15 protein-coding genes are annotated in these 20,784 nt (G+C 53.7%); 4 read left to right on the forward strand and 11 right to left on the reverse strand.

What is annotated here, in order from left to right:
* Nucleotides 1-65 precede the first annotated feature (65 nt).
* The 3 genes from N7268_RS22535 to N7268_RS22545 form a co-directional block, all read right to left on the reverse strand.
* Nucleotides 66-1,727 (reverse strand): hypothetical protein, encoded by a 1,662-nt coding sequence (locus N7268_RS22535; RefSeq protein WP_260864551.1) that lies wholly within the window; start codon nucleotides 1,725-1,727, stop codon nucleotides 66-68.
* Between the two features lie 75 nt (nucleotides 1,728-1,802).
* Complete coding sequence (locus N7268_RS22540; RefSeq protein WP_260864552.1) at nucleotides 1,803-2,465, reverse strand: ZirU family protein; 663 nt, start codon at nucleotides 2,463-2,465, stop codon at nucleotides 1,803-1,805.
* A gap of 54 nt (nucleotides 2,466-2,519) precedes the next feature.
* On the reverse strand, nucleotides 2,520-6,332 hold the full coding sequence (locus tag N7268_RS22545) for an inverse autotransporter beta domain-containing protein (protein WP_260864553.1): 3,813 nt from the start codon (nucleotides 6,330-6,332) through the stop codon (nucleotides 2,520-2,522).
* Nucleotides 6,333-6,915: 583 nt separating this feature from the next.
* Here N7268_RS22545 and N7268_RS22550 point away from each other — a divergent pair.
* Entirely contained in the window at nucleotides 6,916-7,893 is a 978-nt protein-coding gene (locus N7268_RS22550) for a LysR family transcriptional regulator (RefSeq protein WP_260864554.1), read from the forward strand.
* A gap of 109 nt (nucleotides 7,894-8,002) precedes the next feature.
* Nucleotides 8,003-8,743, forward strand: coding sequence for a substrate-binding domain-containing protein (locus N7268_RS22555; RefSeq protein ID WP_260864555.1), 741 nt, complete (start codon nucleotides 8,003-8,005; stop codon nucleotides 8,741-8,743).
* On the opposite strand, the gene N7268_RS22560 is transcribed toward N7268_RS22555, so the two are convergent.
* The 4 genes from N7268_RS22560 to puuE all read right to left on the reverse strand — a co-directional run bounded on the left by N7268_RS22560 (nucleotide 8,712) and on the right by puuE (nucleotide 12,970).
* The gene (locus tag N7268_RS22560; RefSeq protein WP_260864556.1) at nucleotides 8,712-9,464 is read right to left on the reverse strand and encodes an ABC transporter ATP-binding protein; all 753 of its coding nucleotides are present in this window, start codon (nucleotides 9,462-9,464) and stop codon (nucleotides 8,712-8,714) included. The two genes, N7268_RS22555 and N7268_RS22560, sit on opposite strands and share 32 nt — an antisense overlap.
* Nucleotides 9,461-10,477: a FecCD family ABC transporter permease gene (locus N7268_RS22565; protein ID WP_260864557.1), complete on the reverse strand. Its 1,017-nt coding sequence runs from the start codon at nucleotides 10,475-10,477 to the stop codon at nucleotides 9,461-9,463. Before N7268_RS22565 ends, N7268_RS22560 begins: the two co-directional genes overlap by 4 nt.
* Nucleotides 10,464-11,519: an ABC transporter substrate-binding protein gene (locus tag N7268_RS22570; RefSeq protein ID WP_260864558.1), complete on the reverse strand. Its 1,056-nt coding sequence runs from the start codon at nucleotides 11,517-11,519 to the stop codon at nucleotides 10,464-10,466. The genes N7268_RS22565 and N7268_RS22570 overlap by 14 nt, the downstream gene beginning before the upstream one ends.
* A 185-nt stretch (nucleotides 11,520-11,704) precedes the next feature.
* The gene (gene puuE / locus N7268_RS22575; protein ID WP_260864559.1) at nucleotides 11,705-12,970 is read right to left on the reverse strand and encodes a 4-aminobutyrate transaminase; all 1,266 of its coding nucleotides are present in this window, start codon (nucleotides 12,968-12,970) and stop codon (nucleotides 11,705-11,707) included.
* A gap of 107 nt (nucleotides 12,971-13,077) precedes the next feature.
* On the opposite strand from puuE, the gene N7268_RS22580 reads away from it, so the two are divergent.
* A complete protein-coding gene (locus tag N7268_RS22580) occupies nucleotides 13,078-14,550 on the forward strand; it encodes a PLP-dependent aminotransferase family protein (RefSeq protein WP_260864560.1) in 1,473 nt (490 codons plus the stop codon).
* 71 nt (nucleotides 14,551-14,621) lie between these two features.
* On the opposite strand, the gene N7268_RS22585 is transcribed toward N7268_RS22580, so the two are convergent.
* From N7268_RS22585 to N7268_RS22600, 4 genes are all read right to left on the reverse strand, one after another.
* Entirely contained in the window at nucleotides 14,622-15,830 is a 1,209-nt protein-coding gene (locus tag N7268_RS22585) for a c-type cytochrome (RefSeq protein ID WP_260864561.1), read from the reverse strand.
* A gap of 3 nt (nucleotides 15,831-15,833) precedes the next feature.
* Complete coding sequence (locus tag N7268_RS22590; protein ID WP_260864562.1) at nucleotides 15,834-17,726, reverse strand: NAD(P)/FAD-dependent oxidoreductase; 1,893 nt, start codon at nucleotides 17,724-17,726, stop codon at nucleotides 15,834-15,836.
* Between the two features lie 88 nt (nucleotides 17,727-17,814).
* Entirely contained in the window at nucleotides 17,815-18,288 is a 474-nt protein-coding gene (locus tag N7268_RS22595) for an ester cyclase (protein WP_198904335.1), read from the reverse strand.
* Nucleotides 18,289-18,299: 11 nt separating this feature from the next.
* Complete coding sequence (locus N7268_RS22600) at nucleotides 18,300-19,727, reverse strand: aminobutyraldehyde dehydrogenase (RefSeq protein WP_260864563.1); 1,428 nt, start codon at nucleotides 19,725-19,727, stop codon at nucleotides 18,300-18,302.
* Nucleotides 19,728-20,042: 315 nt separating this feature from the next.
* On the opposite strand from N7268_RS22600, the gene N7268_RS22605 reads away from it, so the two are divergent.
* Nucleotides 20,043-20,768: a FadR/GntR family transcriptional regulator gene (locus tag N7268_RS22605; protein WP_198904337.1), complete on the forward strand. Its 726-nt coding sequence runs from the start codon at nucleotides 20,043-20,045 to the stop codon at nucleotides 20,766-20,768.
* The last annotated feature ends 16 nt before the right edge of the window (nucleotides 20,769-20,784 follow it).

Below are 20,784 nucleotides of genomic sequence, written 5' to 3' on the forward strand. Positions count from 1 at the left end.
AAACGCAAATAACCGGCCTTTCTTTCCATCCACAGAAAGACCGGTTGCCATCAATGCAAAACCACTCACTCAAGATTCGCTATGCATACGACATGACTGCTTTTTCTGGCATATGTCACCATGCCGTTACTCATCGCCAGCGTATTTTGACTCCCCAGCTCATCAACCCAATACGCGGCATTAGCCCAATTGCCATTAAAATTGTACAAAGGCCCCCACTCGCTCCACCAGCGTCCTGTTGAGGCCGAGCGTTCGCCATTGTGCGTTGATTCGTCGGCGGTTGGTCTGCGATAGCCCTGACCTTGTTTACCGCACCAGTCATTATTAAACCCGGCTGGTGTCGAACTGGTGATTAGCCATTTGTTGACCGTAAAAGTATAAACATAAGATTCTCCCCCTTCTTTCGGCTGTATCGTGATGGCGGCGGTGTTATCTCCGTTTTCCGGTCTACGGGTAAACGTCACGATTCCTCTTTCATTCACGCTTAACCAGGGTTTGTCATCACTCCAGTTGTAGCCACGGTTGCTGGCGGCGTTGCCATTCATCTGTAGCTGGAAGCGGGCCCCGACAAATCCGGTACGCGGAAAGCCGCTTTCCGTATCAAATGTGGCGCCATTGGCGCGGATTGTCGTTGTCACGGGAACCCCTGATTCTCCCGCCGCTGTGACCGGTTCACTCACCGTACTCACCAGGGTTCCCACCACGTTGTCATAGCTTGCGGGTGTCGCTTCCACCACCAGGTAGCGGTTTACATCTTCCGCGACGGGGATATAGCTCTTTTCATCAGCACCCGGGATAGGCGTTTTGCCCGAGGTTCCGGCGGCATTGTCTGCACGAAACCACTGAAAACGTGAGCGGTCGGGGATCGTAGGATTTCCCACATAAAGGTAGGTTACCGTTACCACTTCGCCTTCCCGGGGAACGGGTAGCGATAATTGCTCAATGGCAGGGAGCGCTTGTGGTGTACCGGTTTTGGCACACAGAACCGTCTGCGGCTCGCCATTGGCCGCGATTTGTTTCTGCCCGTCGGTAAATGCCGCAATCACCGAGTGACTGCTTTCACCCATCGCTTTTGTCGTCCAGAGCGCATTCCTGGCTGGGATGCCATAGGTATTCTGTAGGTCGCCCCTGGAATCCTCACCGACTGTATTTGCCCGGGTAAAGGTCACAAACATTTCCTGCAATTCGTTCTCACTGGGTAAACGCAGCCTGTGATTTGCGCAATAGGTATAGGCATCTCCCCAGCGCGCTGTCTGCGGCGCATGATGAAAAGCGGCAAACAGCGCTGTGCGTGACGGCAGAACCGGAGCCGCAGTGGCCGGACTTTTGAAAGGCACATCCGGCCGATCCGGTTCCGACGGTTCTGCTTCAACGGGCAGCACTGCCGCCGTCAGAAAGTGTTTATTCTGTGCTTTACCTGGTGTGAACAGGTGTTGGTTCGCGCCTGCGATCTTGCGCCCGTCGGCCAACCACAGAAACAGGCTCTCGGATCGGCTTTCCTGCAATCCGTCCGGGTCGTGAAACAGGTAGGTTATCTCCAGCTCATCGCCCTGAGCAGGGTTTAACCCTGGTGCAGAGTTGTTGATGACCTGCAATTGATCTGCAACGGGCGGGCGTCCTTTTACCGTGTTTGTTTGTGCCGTCACCGCAAAGGTCTTCGTGGCAACAACGGCAAACAGCACGCCCGCAGCGCCGCGCAGAGTGAATGAGACATTCTTCAGCATCATTGCCAAATCAATCCGAACGTTGAGCGGTTACACGCAGCAACGACGGAATACGCCGTTGCTGCACTCGGGAGGGCATTAACGCACCTCGACCTGAATTCTACGTTTTTGATCCCCGGCGACAGGTGTATAGGTTTTTCCATTTGCACCCGCAATATTCTGGTACACGCCCGAGCCAATCGCCGTTTCAATCTTCCACTGATAGGTGCCGGCATCACCGGTGCTGCCGTCAGCCAGTTGCACCACTGCGCTGAGATCGGTATCAACCTGTGGGAAGCCGTTGACCGCACCGTCAATTTCTACGGCAACCGGGGTAGAGGCAGATGCCGCCGTCAGCGCATTGGAGGCCACCGCGATACCACTGTCCGGGTCCGTGATAGCCGGATCGGTATGTGGGGTGATAAGCACGGTGATCTTTTTCCCCAGATCGCTCGCCGTAATGGTATAGGTGTCGCTCGTAGCCCCCGAAATATCGGCACCATCGGCTTGCCATTGATAGGTTTTTTGGCCTTCAGCATCGCCATCCGGGTCGCTGAACGTCCCCTGCTGGCTTATCGAGATCACATCACCAATATCGAAAACGCCGTTACTGTTGGTATCTGCGGAGATGATGGTGGACGCCGTGAGTGCTGGCGCCCGACCTTTTACGGTGTCGGTCGGTTCAGACAGGATGGCTAACGCCGGATATGACAACAATAATAAAGCGCTGCTGGCGGTTAAAGCGAAGTTCTTACGTTTCATATGCATGCTCATTAATAAAAATGGGTTAAGGCATTAGCCGGGACAATAAAGGAATTACCGTGATGCTTGTGTTTCCACGCGCAGGGCACGTTTTTGCCATTCCCCGGACACGACATACTCACGTCCTGTCGCCTGGGGAATCGCGGTAAACTGGTGACTTCCCGCGGCGGTTTCCCCCTGCCACTGAAAGTGTTCGGGCTGCGCTTCGCAGGCCATCTCGCCACACATGACAACCGCGGACAGTCGGTCTCCAACCTGAGGATGTTCGGTCAGCGGTGTACCATTGCGCAGCACGTTCACAGCGGTCGCAAAGGGGGAAAAATTGACCGCGACGTGCTGACCGTGGCGATTGATAAGCGCCACAACTTCGCTACGTCCGGCCGTTGAGTTCGTCAGGATCGCCGTCATGACGCCATTCTCATCAGTGGCCTCCTGAGCAGAAACCACCGCGCCATGGCTGGCTTTAATTTTCACCTGCTGCCCGGGTACCGGATTCCCAAACGCATCCCTTACGGTTGCACTGACCTTATTTTCGGCAACACCGTTCGCCGCCGCGTTATCGTCCACGACGCGCAGTTCACCCGGGAAAATCGTGGCACTGCTGGCATCAGCCTGAAATGTCAGCTCAACCTGTTGCACATGCCCGTTGAACATCGCGGACACCACCGATTTACCGGCAATGCGGTTTGTCACGGTGGCGATCGCTTCACCATCGCTGTTCGTCATGACAGACGTCGGCATCGCGGCACCGTTTGTCGCGACAAATCGAATCGCCTGGCCACGCGCAGGCGTCCCGTCGGCATAACTGACGGTGACTTTCACCTGGTTGGCAGATTCACCATTCGCCAGCGCATTGTCTGTGACCACCACCGTTTTGCCGTGCCCCGCTTCACCGGTAACTGGCGTCAGCGTTACGTTCACCGGAGGAATCGCAAAATCGTTACCATTCACGCTGACCGTGATCCCGGCAACCCCGGCGACCACGCCCGCAAGCGACGCTTTATAGATACCGTTTCGGGTATCGCTCACCGCGCTGATCGTGGTGCCGTCCAGGCTACTGTGGAAAGTGACCTGTTGACCGGGAACCGGATTCCCCTGCTGATCCTTTAATAAAAAATGAATAAATGATTCCGCATTGCCGTTCGCTTCGATCTGTTCTGGCACGACGTGCAGCCGGGACTGCGCCGGGTCGAGACTGCCCTGATCGACGGCAAAATTCGTTTCAACTTCCTCAGTACTGCCGTTGAGTTCGACGATGACCATAACCTCACCCGCCACTTTGCTGGTGAAGGATACGATCGCTTCACCGTGAGCATCGGTGGTCGCAGACTGCGGAATGTCCGCACCGTTGTTTGCGTAGAGGCGAACCGTCTCACCCGGCGCTGGCGCACCTTCTGCGGTATAGGCCGTCACTTTGATGACATTCTCATCTTCACCATCTGCCAGCGCATGATCGTCAAGCACCACAAGCGCGTCGATGCTGACCGCATTGTCATCCCGTATCAGCTTGACCACTGTCGGCGGGATCGCGGTCAAAAATCCGTTTACGTGTGCGCGGATCTTTGCATTCCCGGTTGCGGTACCGGTTAATGTTGCAACATAGGTACCGTCTTCACGGTTAGTGACATCGCTGATCGTGGTCCCCGCGAGAGTACTGGTAAATCTGACATTCTTTTCTTTCAGCGGATTCCCACTGCTGTCTGTTAACTGCAGTACCAGCGTTGACTCCGCGTTACCACTGGCGGAGATCCTTTGCGGTGTCGCATTTAAAGATGACTGAGCCGGATCAACAGGATTACCTGTTGCGATCAGCGTAACCGGACGCCGCAGTGTTTTTGACGCCACGCCGTCCTGAACCACCTGCACCACGCCTTTGCCTGCGTTGATGCCGCTGAGTTGAGCGTGGTAGACGCCAGGTGATAACTCCTGCACTTTGCTTGTCGTGGTCTGATCAACGCCCGCTACCTGAAATGAAACCTCATCCAGCCCGACAACGGGTTCACCCTCAGTGTTAAGGGCTTTATAGGTAATGTCGGCGACATCTTCGCCATCCGCCCGGATCACCGCCGGGCTGACCAGCAACGATGATGTCAGTTCATCCGCCTCCTGATTTGCCGGACTGAACAACACATTTACGCTCTGACTTAATTCCTGGACTCTGGCCGTGGCTGTCGCCTGACCGGCAACATGCGAGACCACGCTGTAGACAGCCTGACCCGCCGCATCGCTCATCACATCCGCGGCGGTTTGGCTGCCATCGGCGAAGGTCATCCCCATGGAGATGGTTTTTCCGCTGACCGGTTTTCCCTGCTCATCCACCAGTGTCGCGGTAATGGTGACAGGCGTCTTGCCATCGGCTGGCGCCCCGTTGCCGGTCACCTGCAACGCATCACCAAATGCCAGCTTGACCGGCAAGACGTCAATCAACAGCGTCTGCGCCTCGCTGGTGTTCCCCTCGGCATCTTCTGCCACGGCCACCAGCCGATAATGGTTTGCGCTCCCGTCTGCAGAGTGTGCGTACTGATAAGGGGGTAACGTGAGTGAAAACATATTGACGCTCAACTCCCGAAACTGGCCGCCAGCCGCCAGAAACGCCGCGTTATCCCATCTGACGTGTTCCAGTGGATAGCGACCCGTGATGTTGACCGAAAGGGTATGAACCGTAAATTCCGTATCCTGAATAGACTCTTCAGAGAGCGTCATCTGCAAAGGGTCCTGCTCGCGATACTCCAGCGTAATGACATTATTGCGCTCGACGAGGCTGTAGCGACTCCCATCAAGCTCACGCAGCGATGCAACCTCATCCGGCGAAAGCTGGGATTGCAGAGACTCGCCCGGCCGCCAGGCCAGTTCCATCTGCACGCTGGTGTCGCGCCCATCGCCTTTTTCCCGGGTCTGCTCAATACCCAGCGTCATCAGAGGAAATGGCGTCCAGGTTATTCCGGTCGTAAAGGCCCAGGCATTTTTTTCTCGCTGATCGTCACCAGAGAGCGCAACTTCATCGCCAAAATAGTGTTCATAGATAAACTTACCGCCGAGATGTGGATAATCAGGCAGCCATCCCTGTAGCCTGAGATCGAAGCCGTTCGCGGGTCGTTCGTCGTAATCATTCACCTCTTCGGAGGATTTCCAGTCAGAGAGCCGAAAATAGCCATTCCCGGAAAGTTGAAAATAATCGCGCCACAACTCGACCCCGACGCCTAATCGACGATGATCGCCGGTCAGATCGGCGTCATAGAAGGTATTGAAGCCCAGCATCCAGGCGTGACGAAAATGACGCATCCCCACACCGGCATTCACCGTGTCACGCTCATCCTGGTTTCTGTACCCTAACTGGGTAAACAGCAGATTGTTTGTCGTTTCATGAACGGGAACGAGCCAGTCAATGCTGCTCTCATCAAGGGAAAACTGTTCCCCTAAATTCAGTTGCGCCTGCACGGTGCCGAATTGTCCCAGCCATCCATTGACCGTATCGTTCGCCTTACTGTTTATTTGCGTGCGCACAAGGTTGCCGGCCGCCTGGGCGGTATCTCCGTTTTCCAGCATATTCGCCAGACCTGATGCCCCACCGGCCAGCCGTTTCATACTCGCATCGCTGTCTTGCGCTTCGCCCGGCACCTGCCTGGTGTTGCTCCCCGCGGATGCCTGCACCGGAATATCAATTTCATCCCCCTGTCCCAATTGCTCAAACGGCTTATTAAAGGTTCTGAATTGGTTGAAATAGCGCAACTGCGTTGTCGTCAACCCCAGACGTTCTGCGACGACTGCGGTAGTTTCGCCTGCCTGCAAGACATAGACACCCGCAGGCCGCGCGAGCAATTCACGTTGCCAGGGTGATGAATGTGATTCTGTTGTTATTGCTGCCATCATCGGCGTCGTTATGATCGACAGTTGTATGGTCAGACAAAGCCAGGCCGTTCTTCGAATCATAGTGTGTATAAAATTTATGCAGGACAGAGAAATCAACGTCTATCGGAGGTAAAAAAAACGTTACCGTGCTATTAACACTGTTTTAAGAATTAATAGGTAAAGCATTGAATTAAGCGACAGCTGTAAATTTGCGCGGTACTTTAGTCGGATTACTCTCATTCGTCCCGTATTAGATGTGCATAACATTATACGTAATAGATATAGTATGTTAGCGGCATCGCTGCTGATGTATTTCAGCTTGTCTGAATAAGGCATTTACTCCAGATAAACACTCATTGCGCAAATCATTATTATCTGGATAACAAACTGAGTAATGACGACAGAGATATTTATGGGCTTTTGTTTTATTAAAAAATCATGTTATCTTACGAGCCAACAACCTATAAAAACATTATTGCATCGATACTCACCCTACCGTTTTAAGTGGCACGTGCCCGCTACCCAGCGTATTTAATTCTCTTTTACATTGGGCGGACTGTCGTACCTGTCATTTTAAATAGCACGTGCTGTCTCCTGCAAAATGGATACGGCTATCATTTTCAAGGTATTACTGGGGCGCGAAGTGGTGCAAAAAATAAGTTTCAACGATAACGAGCTGCGTATCCTGTATGAACTTTCCTGTACCCGAAGCCTGAGTCTGGCCGCTGAAACGCTTAAGATTGCGCAGCCCAATATCAGCAGGACGTTGCAGCAACTGGAGGACCGTTTTGGCTTTTCAGTGTTTGATCGCTCCTGTCGGCCTATCAAATTAACCCGTTTCGGGGAAGAGCTTCTCCCCTATGTTAAAAGGCATCTGAAATCCGTCGATGATATTCAGACGTTTATGATGGCGTATAAGCAGGCGTCTGATGGTTTTGTCAGGATCCATGCCCCTACCGGACAGCTGTTGTTCATCACCAAACATGTCATTCCTGGGCTTAAGGCAAAACACCCCGACATTAAATTAATGCTGACGACCAGCAACCTCAGTAACTCAGAAATTACCCTCGGCGTACCTTTTAGTGACAGTTGCGATATTCTCTTTACGCATTCGTTGCCGGATAACGACGAACTGATTGCGCGCAATATCGCGTCTATCCCCGCCAATATTTATGGTACCCAGGATGTGATTACGCGATATCCTGTCCGCACGATTGAGGATTACGCCAGCTACCCCTGTATTCTTTTTTTCTCCCATATGGAAAACAACCACAATGTCTGGCATATCAATGACGGGCTCAGTGGAGAAAAAAGAAACATTATCATTAACGGCGATTTTGCATGTGATAACTCTTATGCAGCCATTGAACTTGCTAAAGCGGGACTCGGCTATTTATTCATGCCAGACTTAATTATTAAAGAGACCGGTATTGAGGGGCTCATTCCCACACTCCCCGACAACTTCACAACCCATCTGGATCTCTTTGTTATTTATAGTAAAAAGACGCAACAACCTTTCCGGGTTCAGTTAATAATTAATTCAATTGTCGATATTCTCAGAGAGTTATTACTCAAATAACACTGTTATTTATTTTCACCACATCCTCATTTATAATCCTCCCTTATTTTAAAGATCTGCCCCATCATCTGATGTTCCGCTGTTTTATTATTTGAAGGACCTGGCCACGATGCCACACTCGATCACGTTATTCGCTGCAGGCAGTTTACGGCTGGCATTTACGCCGCTACTCAACCGTTTTACACAGATGAGCGGAATCGTGGCGAAGGTTGAATATGGCCCGGCAGGTTTATTGCGTGAGCGAATTGAAGCCGGTGAACCGTGCGCGTTATTTGCCTCGGCAAACCGTGAGCATCCGCAGCACCTCCTCTCCCGTGGCAAAGCCGTCTCCACCCACACGTTTAGCGGCAATCAACTCAGCCTTACCACGTGCCAAACCGGCACATGGCTCGATTTACTGCGCGATCCTACCCTGCGTGTCGGCACATCGACTCCCGGTTGCGACCCTTCCGGTGATTATACCTGGGCGCTTTTCGACAAAATGGATTTGCTGGAACCCGGTCTTGGTCAACAACTTCGCGAACGCGCCATCCCCCTGGTCGGTGGCCGTGACACGCTCAACGTACCGCAAGGTGAACTGGCAAGCCGGTGGATTATTCGCCAGGGGCTGGCCGATCTGTTTATTGGCTACGCGCATTATGCAAAAGCGCTCAGCGGCGAGCCGGATATCCGTGTCGTCGCCATTCCTACCGAGCACAATATTCAGTGTGAATACCAACTGGCGGTCCTCGATACCGCCAAAGAGGTGACGGCGCTGGTTGAGTTTATTCTCAGCCACGCCGGGCAACATTTTTTGACAGAGGCCGGATTCTTACCGCTTAGCAGCGGATCGCAAACAGAGGCGCAATAACCGGTGTGGGATGGTTATCCACACTGAGTTTTCGCAGCGTTAAGCCATAAGCCTGAAACAGATTTTCCTCCGTCACAACGCGTTCTGTGGGTCCCGCGAGCCATTTCCCCTGGGGTAATAACAGCAGAGTATGGCTGGCTATTTGCAACGCATGCAGCGGATCGTGGGTTGAAAAGAGGATGCTGCAGCCCTGGCGATGCGCCAGATCGCTGATAAGCTGCAACACCACCTGTTGGTTCGCAAGATCCAGCGCGGAACAGGGTTCATCAAGCAGCAACGTCTGGCACTCCGTGACTAACGCCCGGGCGATCATCACCAGCTGTTGTTGCCCGCCGGAGAGCGCGCTAAAGCTGTGGTTAGCAAGATGGGCGATGTTTAACTGTTCCAGTGCCTCAGCCGCCCTTTGCTTATCCTGAACACTCGGTTGAGCAAACAGCTTCACATGCTGCGCACGCCCCATCAGCACCACATCACTCACCGTATAAGGGAATGGCAGATGGGTATGCTGCGCGACCATCCCTGTTCCGCCGTCACTTTCTATATTCCCGCCAAGCGCAGGCAGCGTGCCGGTCAGCGTATCCAGCAGCGTGCTTTTCCCCAGCCCATTCCGGCCTAACACGGCCCAGATCTCGCCTTTCTCGCAGCAAAACGTCAGCGGCTCAAACAGTGGCGTCTGGTAGCCCCAGGCAAGCTGATTAACGCGTAACACCGCAGATTTCATCGTTTTCCCCTACGGCTGGACTGAATGAGCAAAAAGGCAAACAGCGGCGCGCCAAGCAGTGCGGTGATAATCCCCAGCGGTATTTCCGCATGCATTAACGTACGCGCAATGTCATCTACTGCGATCATAAAACCGCCTCCCAGCCAGAAGGCACACGGAAGTAAACGGCGATGATCGACGCCCACCAGCAGCCTCGCCAGATGTGGAATGACCAGCCCCACCCAGGCAATGCTGCCGCTGACAGAAACTTGTGCCGCGACTAACAATGCGCAGCAGAGCAATACGCTGCGCCGTAGCGGAACCACCGCCACACCCAGCGCCTTTGCGTCTTTATCATTGAGCGACAGCAGGTTTATCCGCCAGCGCAGCTGGTACAACACCGTCGCCGCAAGGCAGACCGGGATCGCCAGCAGCCAGACTTTATGCCAGTTGGCCGTTGCGAAGCTGCCGAGCAACCAGAAGACAATATTGGGTAACGTTTCTTCGGTATCGGCCTGATACTGAATAAGGCTCACCAGCGCAGCAAAAAAGCCACTCAAAATGATGCCCGAGAGGATCAGAACCAGCGCATTTTCCCGCCCCTGGAGAGCGGCAATGGCGTACACCAGCATTAACGCCGCCAGACCGAAAAAGAACGTGGAGCCCATCATCAGCACCGGCTCCAGCCCAAGCAGAATAGCCAGCGTGCCGCCAAACGCCGAACCCGACGTTACGCCAATGATGTGCGGATCAACCAGAGGATTATGAAACACGCCTTGTAGCGTTGCGCCGCACAGACCAAGCGCGCCACCCGCCAGTAATGCCATCAGGATGCGCGGCAGCCGAACGTTCCACACAACCTGGTTTGCAATGCCTTGTGAATCGGCGTAATGGCTGAGCTGATAAAAGACATCACCCAGCGACAGAGGATATTGCCCAAGGCAAAGCGAGACGACGCCCAGCAACAGCACCGAAATGATGAGGATCAGTTGCTGGGGTACCCTTCCGTTACTGATGCCGTTACTGAGCGGCATCAGACTGCCAGTTCACGCGGTAAAAACGCTGGTAATAGTCCTGTGCCTGCGCATCGACATCGATATTTTTATAGGCATCCGGGTAGAGTTTTTTCGCCATCCATAACTCACCAATCGCCAGCGCTTCCGGCATCGGATACCCCCAGGCCTTAGCGTATTCCGGCATCAGCCAGACACGGTGGTTTTTGACGGCATCAATCCCCTGCCAGTTGGGATCGTTTTGGATCTGCACCGCCACCTGCGGATAACGATCCTGAACAAAAATCACCTGCGGGTTCCACTGCAATACCTGCTCAAGCGAAACCTGTCGCGCGCCTTTCACGCTGGCAGCCGCAACGTTCAACCCGCCCGCGTGTTGCATCATTAATCCCGTGTACTTCCCTGAGCCATAGGTCATGAGGTCGGGGTTAGCCATATAAATACGGACTTTTTGCGCCTGCGGAATATTCGCCACCGGCGCGTTAAATTTTGCCCGCGCGGCAAAAACGTAGTTGATCAGCGTTTCAGCCTGCGCCTTACGCCCGACCACTTCCGCAATCAGACGAATCCCCTGCTTTAGCCCTTCGTTATACACCTGCTCTTCATCGGCCATGGTCGGGTTCATTTTGTTTTGCTGCCCGGCCACATCCTGACGTAACGAGATAGCCACGACCGGGATACCGGCATTCTGAATCTGCTGAATCATCTCCGCTGGCGCGTAGTTGGCCACAAACACCACCTGCGGATGAATCGCCAACAAACTTTCGATATTCACGCTGGTGAGATCGCCAGGCGTTGGCAACGAGGAAATTGTCGGCATAAAGCGGGCAAACTCCGGGCCAAGCTGCTTTTTCCAGCTCGACATCACACCAACGATATCCTGTTGGGCATCGAGTTGAACCAGAATATTCAGCGTCTGGTGTTGGAGAACCACCACTTTATTGATGTGGTCTGGTAGCGTGACCTGACGGCCAAGTTGGTCAGTAATGGTGCGGTCGGCCTGCGCGGAAAACGCAAACAACATGCTGGCGAAAACCAGCACAAAAGAACGAAGAGTAAGCATAGATACCATCTGGACAGGGAGAAAAAACGATATGCATTAGATTATATAACGATGTGGCTGGCAACCCATTATTGATGAATCCCCCCATTCAACAGATGAAGATCAATATAAGGATAATAAACGGGCAAAAGAAAAGCCGACGGGCATCGAGACCGTCGGCTTACAAGCGAGCTATGCGTCAAATCTTACGATTGGGTGGCTGCTTTGATGATACCCAATGCTTTGACGAACTGATCCTGTGGGATAGTCAGCGGATAGAGGAAGCGGATGACGTTGCCATACTGACCACAGGTCAACAGCAGTAACCCCTGCTCCAGCGCTTTCTTTTGCACGCGTTGCGCTACCGCCGCGCTGGGTTCTCCCGTTTTCGCATCACAGAACTCAGCGGCGACCATCGAACCTAACCCCCGCACTTCAGCCAGTTCCGGGCATCCGCTGCGGGCATCGTTCAGCGTCGCGCGCAGTTGTTCACCGAGTGCAGCCGCACGCTGGCACAGTTGCTCGTCATGAATAATATCGAGTACCGCGTGAGCCGCCGCGACTGCCAGTGGGTTGCCAGCGTAGGTTCCGCCCAGACCGCCCGGCGCAGGCGCATCCATAATCGCGGCTTTACCCACCACGCCAGACAGCGGCATGCCGCCAGCAAGGCTTTTCGCCATCGTCATCAGATCGGCTTTATGGGCATAGTGATCCATCGCGAAGAGCTTACCGGTACGCGCAAAACCACTTTGCACCTCATCAGCAATCATCACGATGCCATGCTCATCACAGATACGGCGAATGGCAGCGACAAATTCCGGCGGCGCCACCACAAAGCCCCCTTCGCCCTGGACGGGTTCGAAGATAATCGCGGCCACCTGGCTGGCATCAATATCGGCCTTAAACAGACGCTCGATGGCTTTTACCGAATCGGCAGTGGTAATTCCCTGCAGCTCTGAAGGATACGGCGCATGGTAAACAGACCCCGGGAACGGACCGAACCCTTTTTTGTAGGGGGCGACCTTACCGGTCAGCGCCATCGTCATATAAGTACGACCATGAAAACCGCCGCCAAACGCGATCACACCCGGACGCCCGGTATGTGCGCGGGCAATCTTAACCGCATTCTCTACCGCTTCTGCACCGGTGGTGAAAAAGGTGGTTTTACGCGGGCCATCAATTGGCGCAACGGCGTTAATCTTTTCGGCCAGAGAAACATAGCTTTCGTACGGGACAATCTGATACGCCGTATGGGTAAAGGCCTGAAGTTGCGCTTCTACTGCCTGCACCATACGCGGGTGGCGGTGTCCGGTATTCAGTACGGCAATCCCGGCTGCGAAATCAATGTACTGATTGCCCTCAATATCGGTAATCGTGCTGTTTTCCGCCGACTGCGCGAAAAAGTCACACATCACACCCACGCCACGCGGGGTGGCATCCAAACGACGCTGTTGCAGGTTTTTATTGTTCATTCTCTACACCTTGTCCTAAATATATCCGGGGGTTGAATTACCCTTTAAATTTAGACGCCATCTGGTACTTTAATCGAGAGCCAAATCGTTTTATTTTAGGGAGCCAAATGCGTTCACTTGCCGGAGATGTGATCAAACATGCATTTAGCCAACAGACTGATGAAAAGCTACACCGTCGTCTGTATGCCGCTATCTGCAGTTGTATTCTTGAAGGGAGCCTGAAGCCCGCAACCCGTATGCCCCCTTCGCGGGATCTGGCGGGCGAGTTATCGCTCTCACGCAATACCGTATTGCGCGTTTATGAGCAGTTGCAGGCCGAAGGCTATATCTCTGCGCGTACCAGCAGCGGTACATTTGTTACCGACAGCGTGCTGGATAATCTCAACCTGCGCGCCGACAAAGAACCCGCTGTCGCCGCGCAAGAAGATCGCACCCGCTTATCTGCCCGTTGCCTCGAACTGCTCGGCTATGCCAGCGCCAGCCCTCGCCAGTGGGGAGCCTTTATCCCCGGCGTGCCGGACGTGCAGTATTTTCCTCACCGCACGCTTAAAAAGATCCAGGACCGTCTGGCAAGACGGCTGCGGCCTGAGTTTCTCACCTATGATGCCGCAGGCGGCGTGAGTGAACTGAAAGAAGCGCTGGCAGATTATCTCCGCACCGCTCGCGGGGTCAGATGCTCCCCGGATCAGATCCTGATTACCGAAGGCATTCACCAGGCGCTGGATCTGGTGACCCGTAGCCTGTGCAACCCTGGCGATAACACCTGGATTGAAGAGCCGGGCTATTGGGGAATCAAAAATATTCTGCGTATTAATGCCGTTAATTTTTCGGCAATCCCGGTTGATGAACAGGGTATGGTGCCGCCGGTCTCGTCGGAATGTGCGCCGAAACTGATTTTTGTGACACCGTCACATCAGTACCCGCTCGGGTCTGTTATGAGTCTGAACCGACGCCGCCAGCTTCTTTTTCGTGCGCGGGAAACACAAAGCTGGATAGTGGAAGATGACTATGACAGTGAGTTTCGTTTTTCGGGTCAGCCGATCCCGTCACTGCAGGGACTGGAAGAAGATAGCCCGGTCATCTACATCGGCACGTTCAGTAAAACACTCTATCCCGCACTGCGACTGGGCTATGTGGTGCTTCCTAAGCCGCTCGCCGCACCGCTAAAGAAAGTGCATACCGAACTTTATCGCGGGGGACATCTTCTGATTCAGGCGGCGCTGGCGGAGTTTATTAAAGAGGGATATTACGCGGCGCATATCCGCAAAATGCGCCAGCTATACAGCCGCCGCCGTCACACGCTGGTGGAACTCATTACCAGGGAGCTTGGCGAGGAATATCTTGGCTCCTTCAGCAGCAACGCCGGGCTGCATCTGATTTTGCAACTGCCCGCTCAGGGTGATGATGAAGCCATCGCCAAACAGGCCAATGCCGAAGGTTTATTGGTGCGCCCCCTGTCGCGTTATTACGTCAATGAAGAGAAACGCTGCGGGCTGCTGCTGGGTTTTGCCAGCCTTGAAGAGCATGAAATGGCCGCGGCGTTTTCCCGGCTGGCGGGGATTATCAAAGCCCATCTCTGAGATCGCTTATCCGGCCTACACATCGTGTGTCTGTAGGCCGGATGGCAGGGTAATCACCATTAATATCACAACTAATGTGACGCTTTTTTAAGCCCGGCAAGCTCTTCCTGCGTGACCTCGCCATTGCCCTCGCCCCAGCTTTTACGCACGTAGTTGATCACGTCGCGCATTTCACTCTCTTTCAACATGCCACCGTATGCCGGCATCTTGAACGAGACATTTCCCCGCGTCGTAGGGGTTTCCGCTCCCTGCGAAATCACTCTGTACAGCGGCGTCGGATCATCCACCATAATCAACGGATTGTTGACCAATGAAGGGGCATTATCATCCGTACCTTTACCTTCCAGCCCGTGACAGGTTGAGCAGTAGCGGTTGTAGATGACCTTGCCTGCATCAGGCGAATTCGACCAGGCGACCGTTTTAGCCGCCGCGCGCGTCGGTTCCGTTTTCGCACCTTTCAGACTCAACAGATACTGCGCAATCGCTTTGGCGTCTTCATCGGTCAGGTACTGCGTACTCTGACTCACAACCTCCGCCATCGAACCCGAAACGGCGGCATGCTTGCTTTTACCGGTCAGCAGCAGTGATGTTAACGCCTGTTCTGATAAGTCCGTCCCTCTGAGCGACGGCGCATACCAGCCGTCGATCATGGCGCCGCTCAGGTATACATCATCATCACGGGTGTACGCTTTTTCCTGCATCGCTATCCCTCTCGGGGTATGGCACGAACCGCAGTGCCCCGGCCCTTCGACCAGATAGGCGCCGCGTTTCACTAAATCGGCGCTGCCCTCAGTGGTATGACTCGCAGATGGCGTCGCAGAGGCGTCAGTAAACAGCCAGTTCCAGAGATGAAGCGGCCAGCGGGGGGATAAGAGCCAGGGGATATTGTTCTCTTTATTCGCGACCGCCGACGGCGCAACATCATGCATGAAATAGCGATAGAGCGCCTGCACATCCTCGTCGGAGAGCTTCGCGTAAGAAGGATAAGGCATCGCCGGATAAAGCGGATGACCGTCTTTGGCTATGCCTTTGCGAACCGCTTTTTCAAAATCGTCGTAAGAATAGTTGCCAATACCGTGCGTTTTGTCAGGGGTAATATTGGTTGAGAAAATATCGCCAACCGGCGTGGGAAACTTTTTGCCCCCCGCCATCGCAGCGCCCCCTTCGGCGGTATGACACGCCACACAGTCAGAAATCCGGGCAATATATTCGCCCTGAGACTCGGCTGCAGACACCGTAGCCGACAATAAGCTGGCGATAACAACGGTTAAAATACGCATAGATCACCCCATATCCTTGAGTTCATTGACCGCACGCCATGCCTGATCGATGGCCGCATGCGCATACGCATTCCAGTCGGCATCGGAGTTGGCTATCGCAATGCGGCCGATCGGTTTACGCGCCCGCTCGATAATCTCGGGCATTTTATCCATGTCATCGAACAGCGATGTGGGGTAATACGCATAACCATGCGCCCAGCGGTTAACGGTAATGGCGGCGATATCCCGTTGGTTATCAAAGCCCGTGGAACCAAACATTTCCTGTAATTGCCCGCGAACCATCTCTTCATGGGCGGCAAAGCTGGTACCCAGCAGGTACGCGCGCCCGAGGCGGAACTGCTCCCTGGCCGACAAGTTACTGCCCGGATAGGTCGGCACATAAACCATATGGATCACCATCGGCTCGTCCGGCGAGGCCGGATGTTGATAGCCCCCGAGGCTCACCGGATAATCGAGTTTCACACGGCTGTAAGGTGCTGCAGGAGAGTAAAACTCATGCACGCCAAGCTGCTTAAACGCGCTCCAGTTTTTGACCACCACGTTGGTGTAAACCAGCGGCGCTTTCACGTTTAGCTTGAGATCGGCTTGCTGCTGCTCCGGTGTTTCTGGCACCAGGTACGGGATCATCATGTTGTACCCGGCCATGATGGCATTGCGTCCACGAACGCGATGCAGCTTACCGTCGCGTAGATAGGTTACGGCAACGCCACCCTCAACGTTCGCCGCATTAATTGCGGTGCTGTTCAGACGCAGGCGTGTTGTCTTTTCCGGCTGATCCAGTTTTTCATAGTGAAGCCTGGCGAGAACCGAATCCTCCATCGAATTGCCCGGCAATGCTTCCGGCAGTAAATGCCTGACCAGCAGTCGCGCCAGACCGGCGTTACCATCCGGGAAATGATAAACATACGGCTCTTCCAGGTCGGCCAGTGATTCGCCGTCCAGCGGCGGCAATCCTAATGCCTCCATACCGGGCAATGCGCAGGCGCGGGCGTCGCTACAGGAAATCCCTTCAATACCGATAGCAAAGAAATCGTTGGAGCGCTGCTGGAAATAGAGCAGCGCCATTTTGCTCAACCCCACTTTCGTTGCGAGGAATTCGCTGTAGCTGTGGGCATCCATCCATTCGTTTTTCTCCTCCACCGTCATGCCCTGAAGGTAATCACCAGGACGGACGTGCAAGTCGATCAGCGCCTTGCGGTCACTCTCACTTAACGGAAAATCGTTGATAAACGCTTCAATATCACGGCCATTCAGCCTGTCTGGCGGAATATCATCGGACACCGCGCGTCCGGGATCGCCGCTAACGATTTTGGTCTCGCCAAAATTCTTTTTGTCGAAAAAGACGCCGCGACTGAGCTGCCAGTCGGGATAGAAATTAACGTCAAAATTGTCTTTCAACCGCATGGCGCTAACGCCGACGGTCTTCATCAACTTTTGCACCTCGGGGCTGAAATTGTGATCGGGTGACTGAAATGATTCGCTGCCGCCATAGCCAATCAGCTTTCTCCCTGCGGAAGTAAATTCGTTCCGTTTTGCGTGACCGCCGAAATCATCATGGTTATCCAGGACCAGCACCCTGCTGTTTTGCCCGGCGAGTTCACGCCAGAAACACGCCGCAGCCAGTCCACTGATGCCGCCGCCCACAATCACCAGATCGTACTCTTCCTCAATGGGCAACGCCGTTAAATCAAATTTTTTATGCTCACGCCCTAACGCATGAGCCATCTCGAACGACCCCGGATGATTGCCCCGCAGGCCCGTCAACGCTGGCGGGTAATAATTCCCATCGATAAATTCATTGCTATTTCCTGCTGCCCGGACCAGATCCAGAGGGGTCAGTCCCGCGGCGATAGTGACCGCCACACCATTGAGAAAATCACGTCTGGTAATTGCCATTAACGTTGTCCTTTTGCCACTGACACACTGCCAACAAACCGCACAAAGAAAGAGGTTCCCCCTCTTTTCGCAGGGGGGAGACCGCCGGTTACTTCACTGGCTTCAGCTCTTCATCCAGTTTTTTCGAATCATAATAATCACCCTGCCAGGTGATTTTTCCTGCTTTTACATGAATATAGCTGACACCCTCGAATTTGATCGGATTATTTGTTGCCGGACTCCCTGCCCATTCGCCGCTATTTTTACCCGAAAATTCCCAACGAAAAGCCACGGTGTCTTCGTCATAAACGGGTTTGCCAATCATTTTCCAGGTCAAGTCAGGGACCGCTTTAATAAAGGCGCCAATCACCTCTTTCTCTGCGTTTTCCTTGCCATTTACCGGCTCACCGGCTGCCGCGTCGTAATAGACCACGTCATTCGCCAGGTACTGTGCGGCACGCGATGCGTCATGCGCATTCCACGCGGCCATATACGCTTTTACGGTACTCAGCGAGGTGTCGTCAGCCAGGCTATAACCCGAGAACATCACCAACGAAAGAAGCGCTACTTTTACTGTTTTCATCGTATTACCTGCTATTCAGAAATGTCGCACATGATATGTTTCACGCGGGTATATTCATCGAGCGCGTAAGAAGAGAGATCTTTGCCATAACCCGATTTTTTGAACCCACCGTGTGGCATTTCGGCACACAGCGGAATGTGGTTGTTAATCCAGACGGTGCCAAAATCCAGGGCGATGCTGAAGCGTTGCGCACGACTGTGGTTGGTGGTCCAGACGCTCGCGGCCAGGCCGTATTCCACATCATTGGCTTTATCCAGCGCCTCTTCGTCGGTAGAAAACGACTGAATCGCCATTACCGGACCGAAGACCTCGTGTTGGATAGCTTCATCGCTCTGATGCAGGCCAGAGATGATTGTCGGTTCAAAATAGAATCCCGGTCCCGGCCCCGCTTTTCCGCCGGTTTCAACGTTGGCATGCGCAGGCAGACGTTCAATAAAGCCTTTCACCTGCTCAAGCTGGTTACGGCTGTTCAAGGCGCCATACAGGGCTTCGCGATCTTCAGGAGGGCCGAATTTGATACTGCGTGTTTTTTGGATCAGCTTTTCCAGAAACTCGGCGTAAACGGACTGTTCCACCAGGATACGCGTGGCGGCGGTGCAGTCCTGACCGGCATTGAAAAAGCCCGCCGTGGTGATCGTATCAATCGCCTTGTCCAGATTTGCATCAGCAAAAACAACGGCAGGCGCTTTTCCGCCAAGCTCCAGGTGCGCTTTAGTCAGGTTGGCCGCCGCGGAGGCGGCCACCTGCAGACCGGCGCGAACGGAGCCGGTAATCGAAACCAGCGAGGCCATCGGATTCGACACCACCAGCGATCCGGTACTGGCTTTCCCCAGTACGACGTTAAACGCGCCTTGCGGAAACAGCGGCGCAGCCAGTTCGGCCAGCAGCAGCGTACTGACCGGCGTGGTGTCGCTCGGTTTTAGCACCACGGTGTTCCCTGCCGCCAGCGCCGGTGCAATCTTCCATACCGCCATCATAAACGGGTAATTCCACGGCGTGACTTGCCCGACAATGCCCAGCGGTTCACGACGGATCGTAGAGGTAAAACCGGCGGAATATTCTCCGGCCGCTTTGCCTTCAAGACAGCGTGCCGCTCCGGCAAAAAAGCGGATGGCATCGCAGGAAGCCGCGATCTCCTCTTTCTCAATAAAGTGGCGCAGCTGACCGGTCTCCTGGCTCTGAGCCGTGACCAGTCGTTCTACATTGCGCTCGATTTCGTCAGCCAACGCCAGCAGCGCTTTTTGTCGTTGCGCGGGGGTGGATTTTTTCCAGATGCTAAACGCCGCAGCCGCAGCCGAGTAGGCAAGTTCCACCTCCGCCGCACTGCCGTTGGGAGATAACGCGTATGTTTCACCATCAACCGGGCTGACCAGTTCAAACGTCTCTTCTGTGTTGCCCGCGACATACTGCCCGTTGATAAAGTGCTTCAGGGTTTTCATGAGTGTCTCCTGCCAGTTAATACATAAAGAATCTTATGTAATATATATATTGTAAAATTTTTTCAAATGCGCAACATTGACACTATGATAAGCCTCGCATTTTTAACTTAATTTTTACATTTAAAGTGAGAGACTGTTCATCATCAGCAGACGCAGTGCGCGCAGCTGACGATCACGCTATCGGGACACACATCCGTCCGTGCCAAAACAGTACGCACGGGCATGTAAAATAACGCGACTATTCTGACCTTCCTTGCCTGTTGGGCTTGTGTTAGAAAGGGTCGTTGTTTCAGGGAATTGAGTGCAGAAAAGATTATGATTACTCATGCGGTCATATTTGCGCCTATCGGGCAGGTCAGTCGTTCAGACCAGATAGTGCAGCGCCTTTCAAACGCCATTATCACGGGATTGCTGGAGCCGAAAGAGCAGCTCCCCAACGAAACCGATCTGGCAAAGATGATGGGTGTCTCACATATCACAATCAGAGAAGCGCTCAACACGCTTCGGGCTAATAATCTTATCCACACGGTTCGTGGTCGTAATGGCGGGAGTTTCGTTTGCGAAAAAATCGACGGCAAAAATAGCGCCCTGCACCCGTTTAAATCGATCAGTACTGATTACCTGTCCGATTTGGGTGAAATGCATTGCGCCATTATTAGCCATAGCGCCAGACTCGCCTCAAGGCGAATGACCGGTGCCGATATCGCTAAATTTCGCGAATTTGTCGAGGTGCTCAAAAAGGCAGATTCCCCCGAGCTGATGACCCAGGCGGATATGCGTTGCCTGCTGGCTATCGCAGCCAGTTCACATTCGGCGCGACTGGCAAATCAGGAGCTGCAGGTGCAGGCGGAATGGGCCTCGCTGGTGGCTATTTTGTATCGTTCAGGCAATATTCATGCGGAAATTATTGCGCTCTATTCGGCGTTGGCCGACGCACTGGCCGCCCATAACGAAGCTGAATCCGTACAGTTTGCCACACAGATTATCGACACGTTCACCTATTACCTTATTGAAAAAAAGCTGAAATATAACTCGAACTAGCAATCCGTGAAGGCAG

Source organism: Citrobacter sp. Marseille-Q6884, from assembly GCF_945906775.1.
In the GTDB taxonomy this organism is placed as follows: Bacteria; Pseudomonadota; Gammaproteobacteria; order Enterobacterales; family Enterobacteriaceae; genus Citrobacter.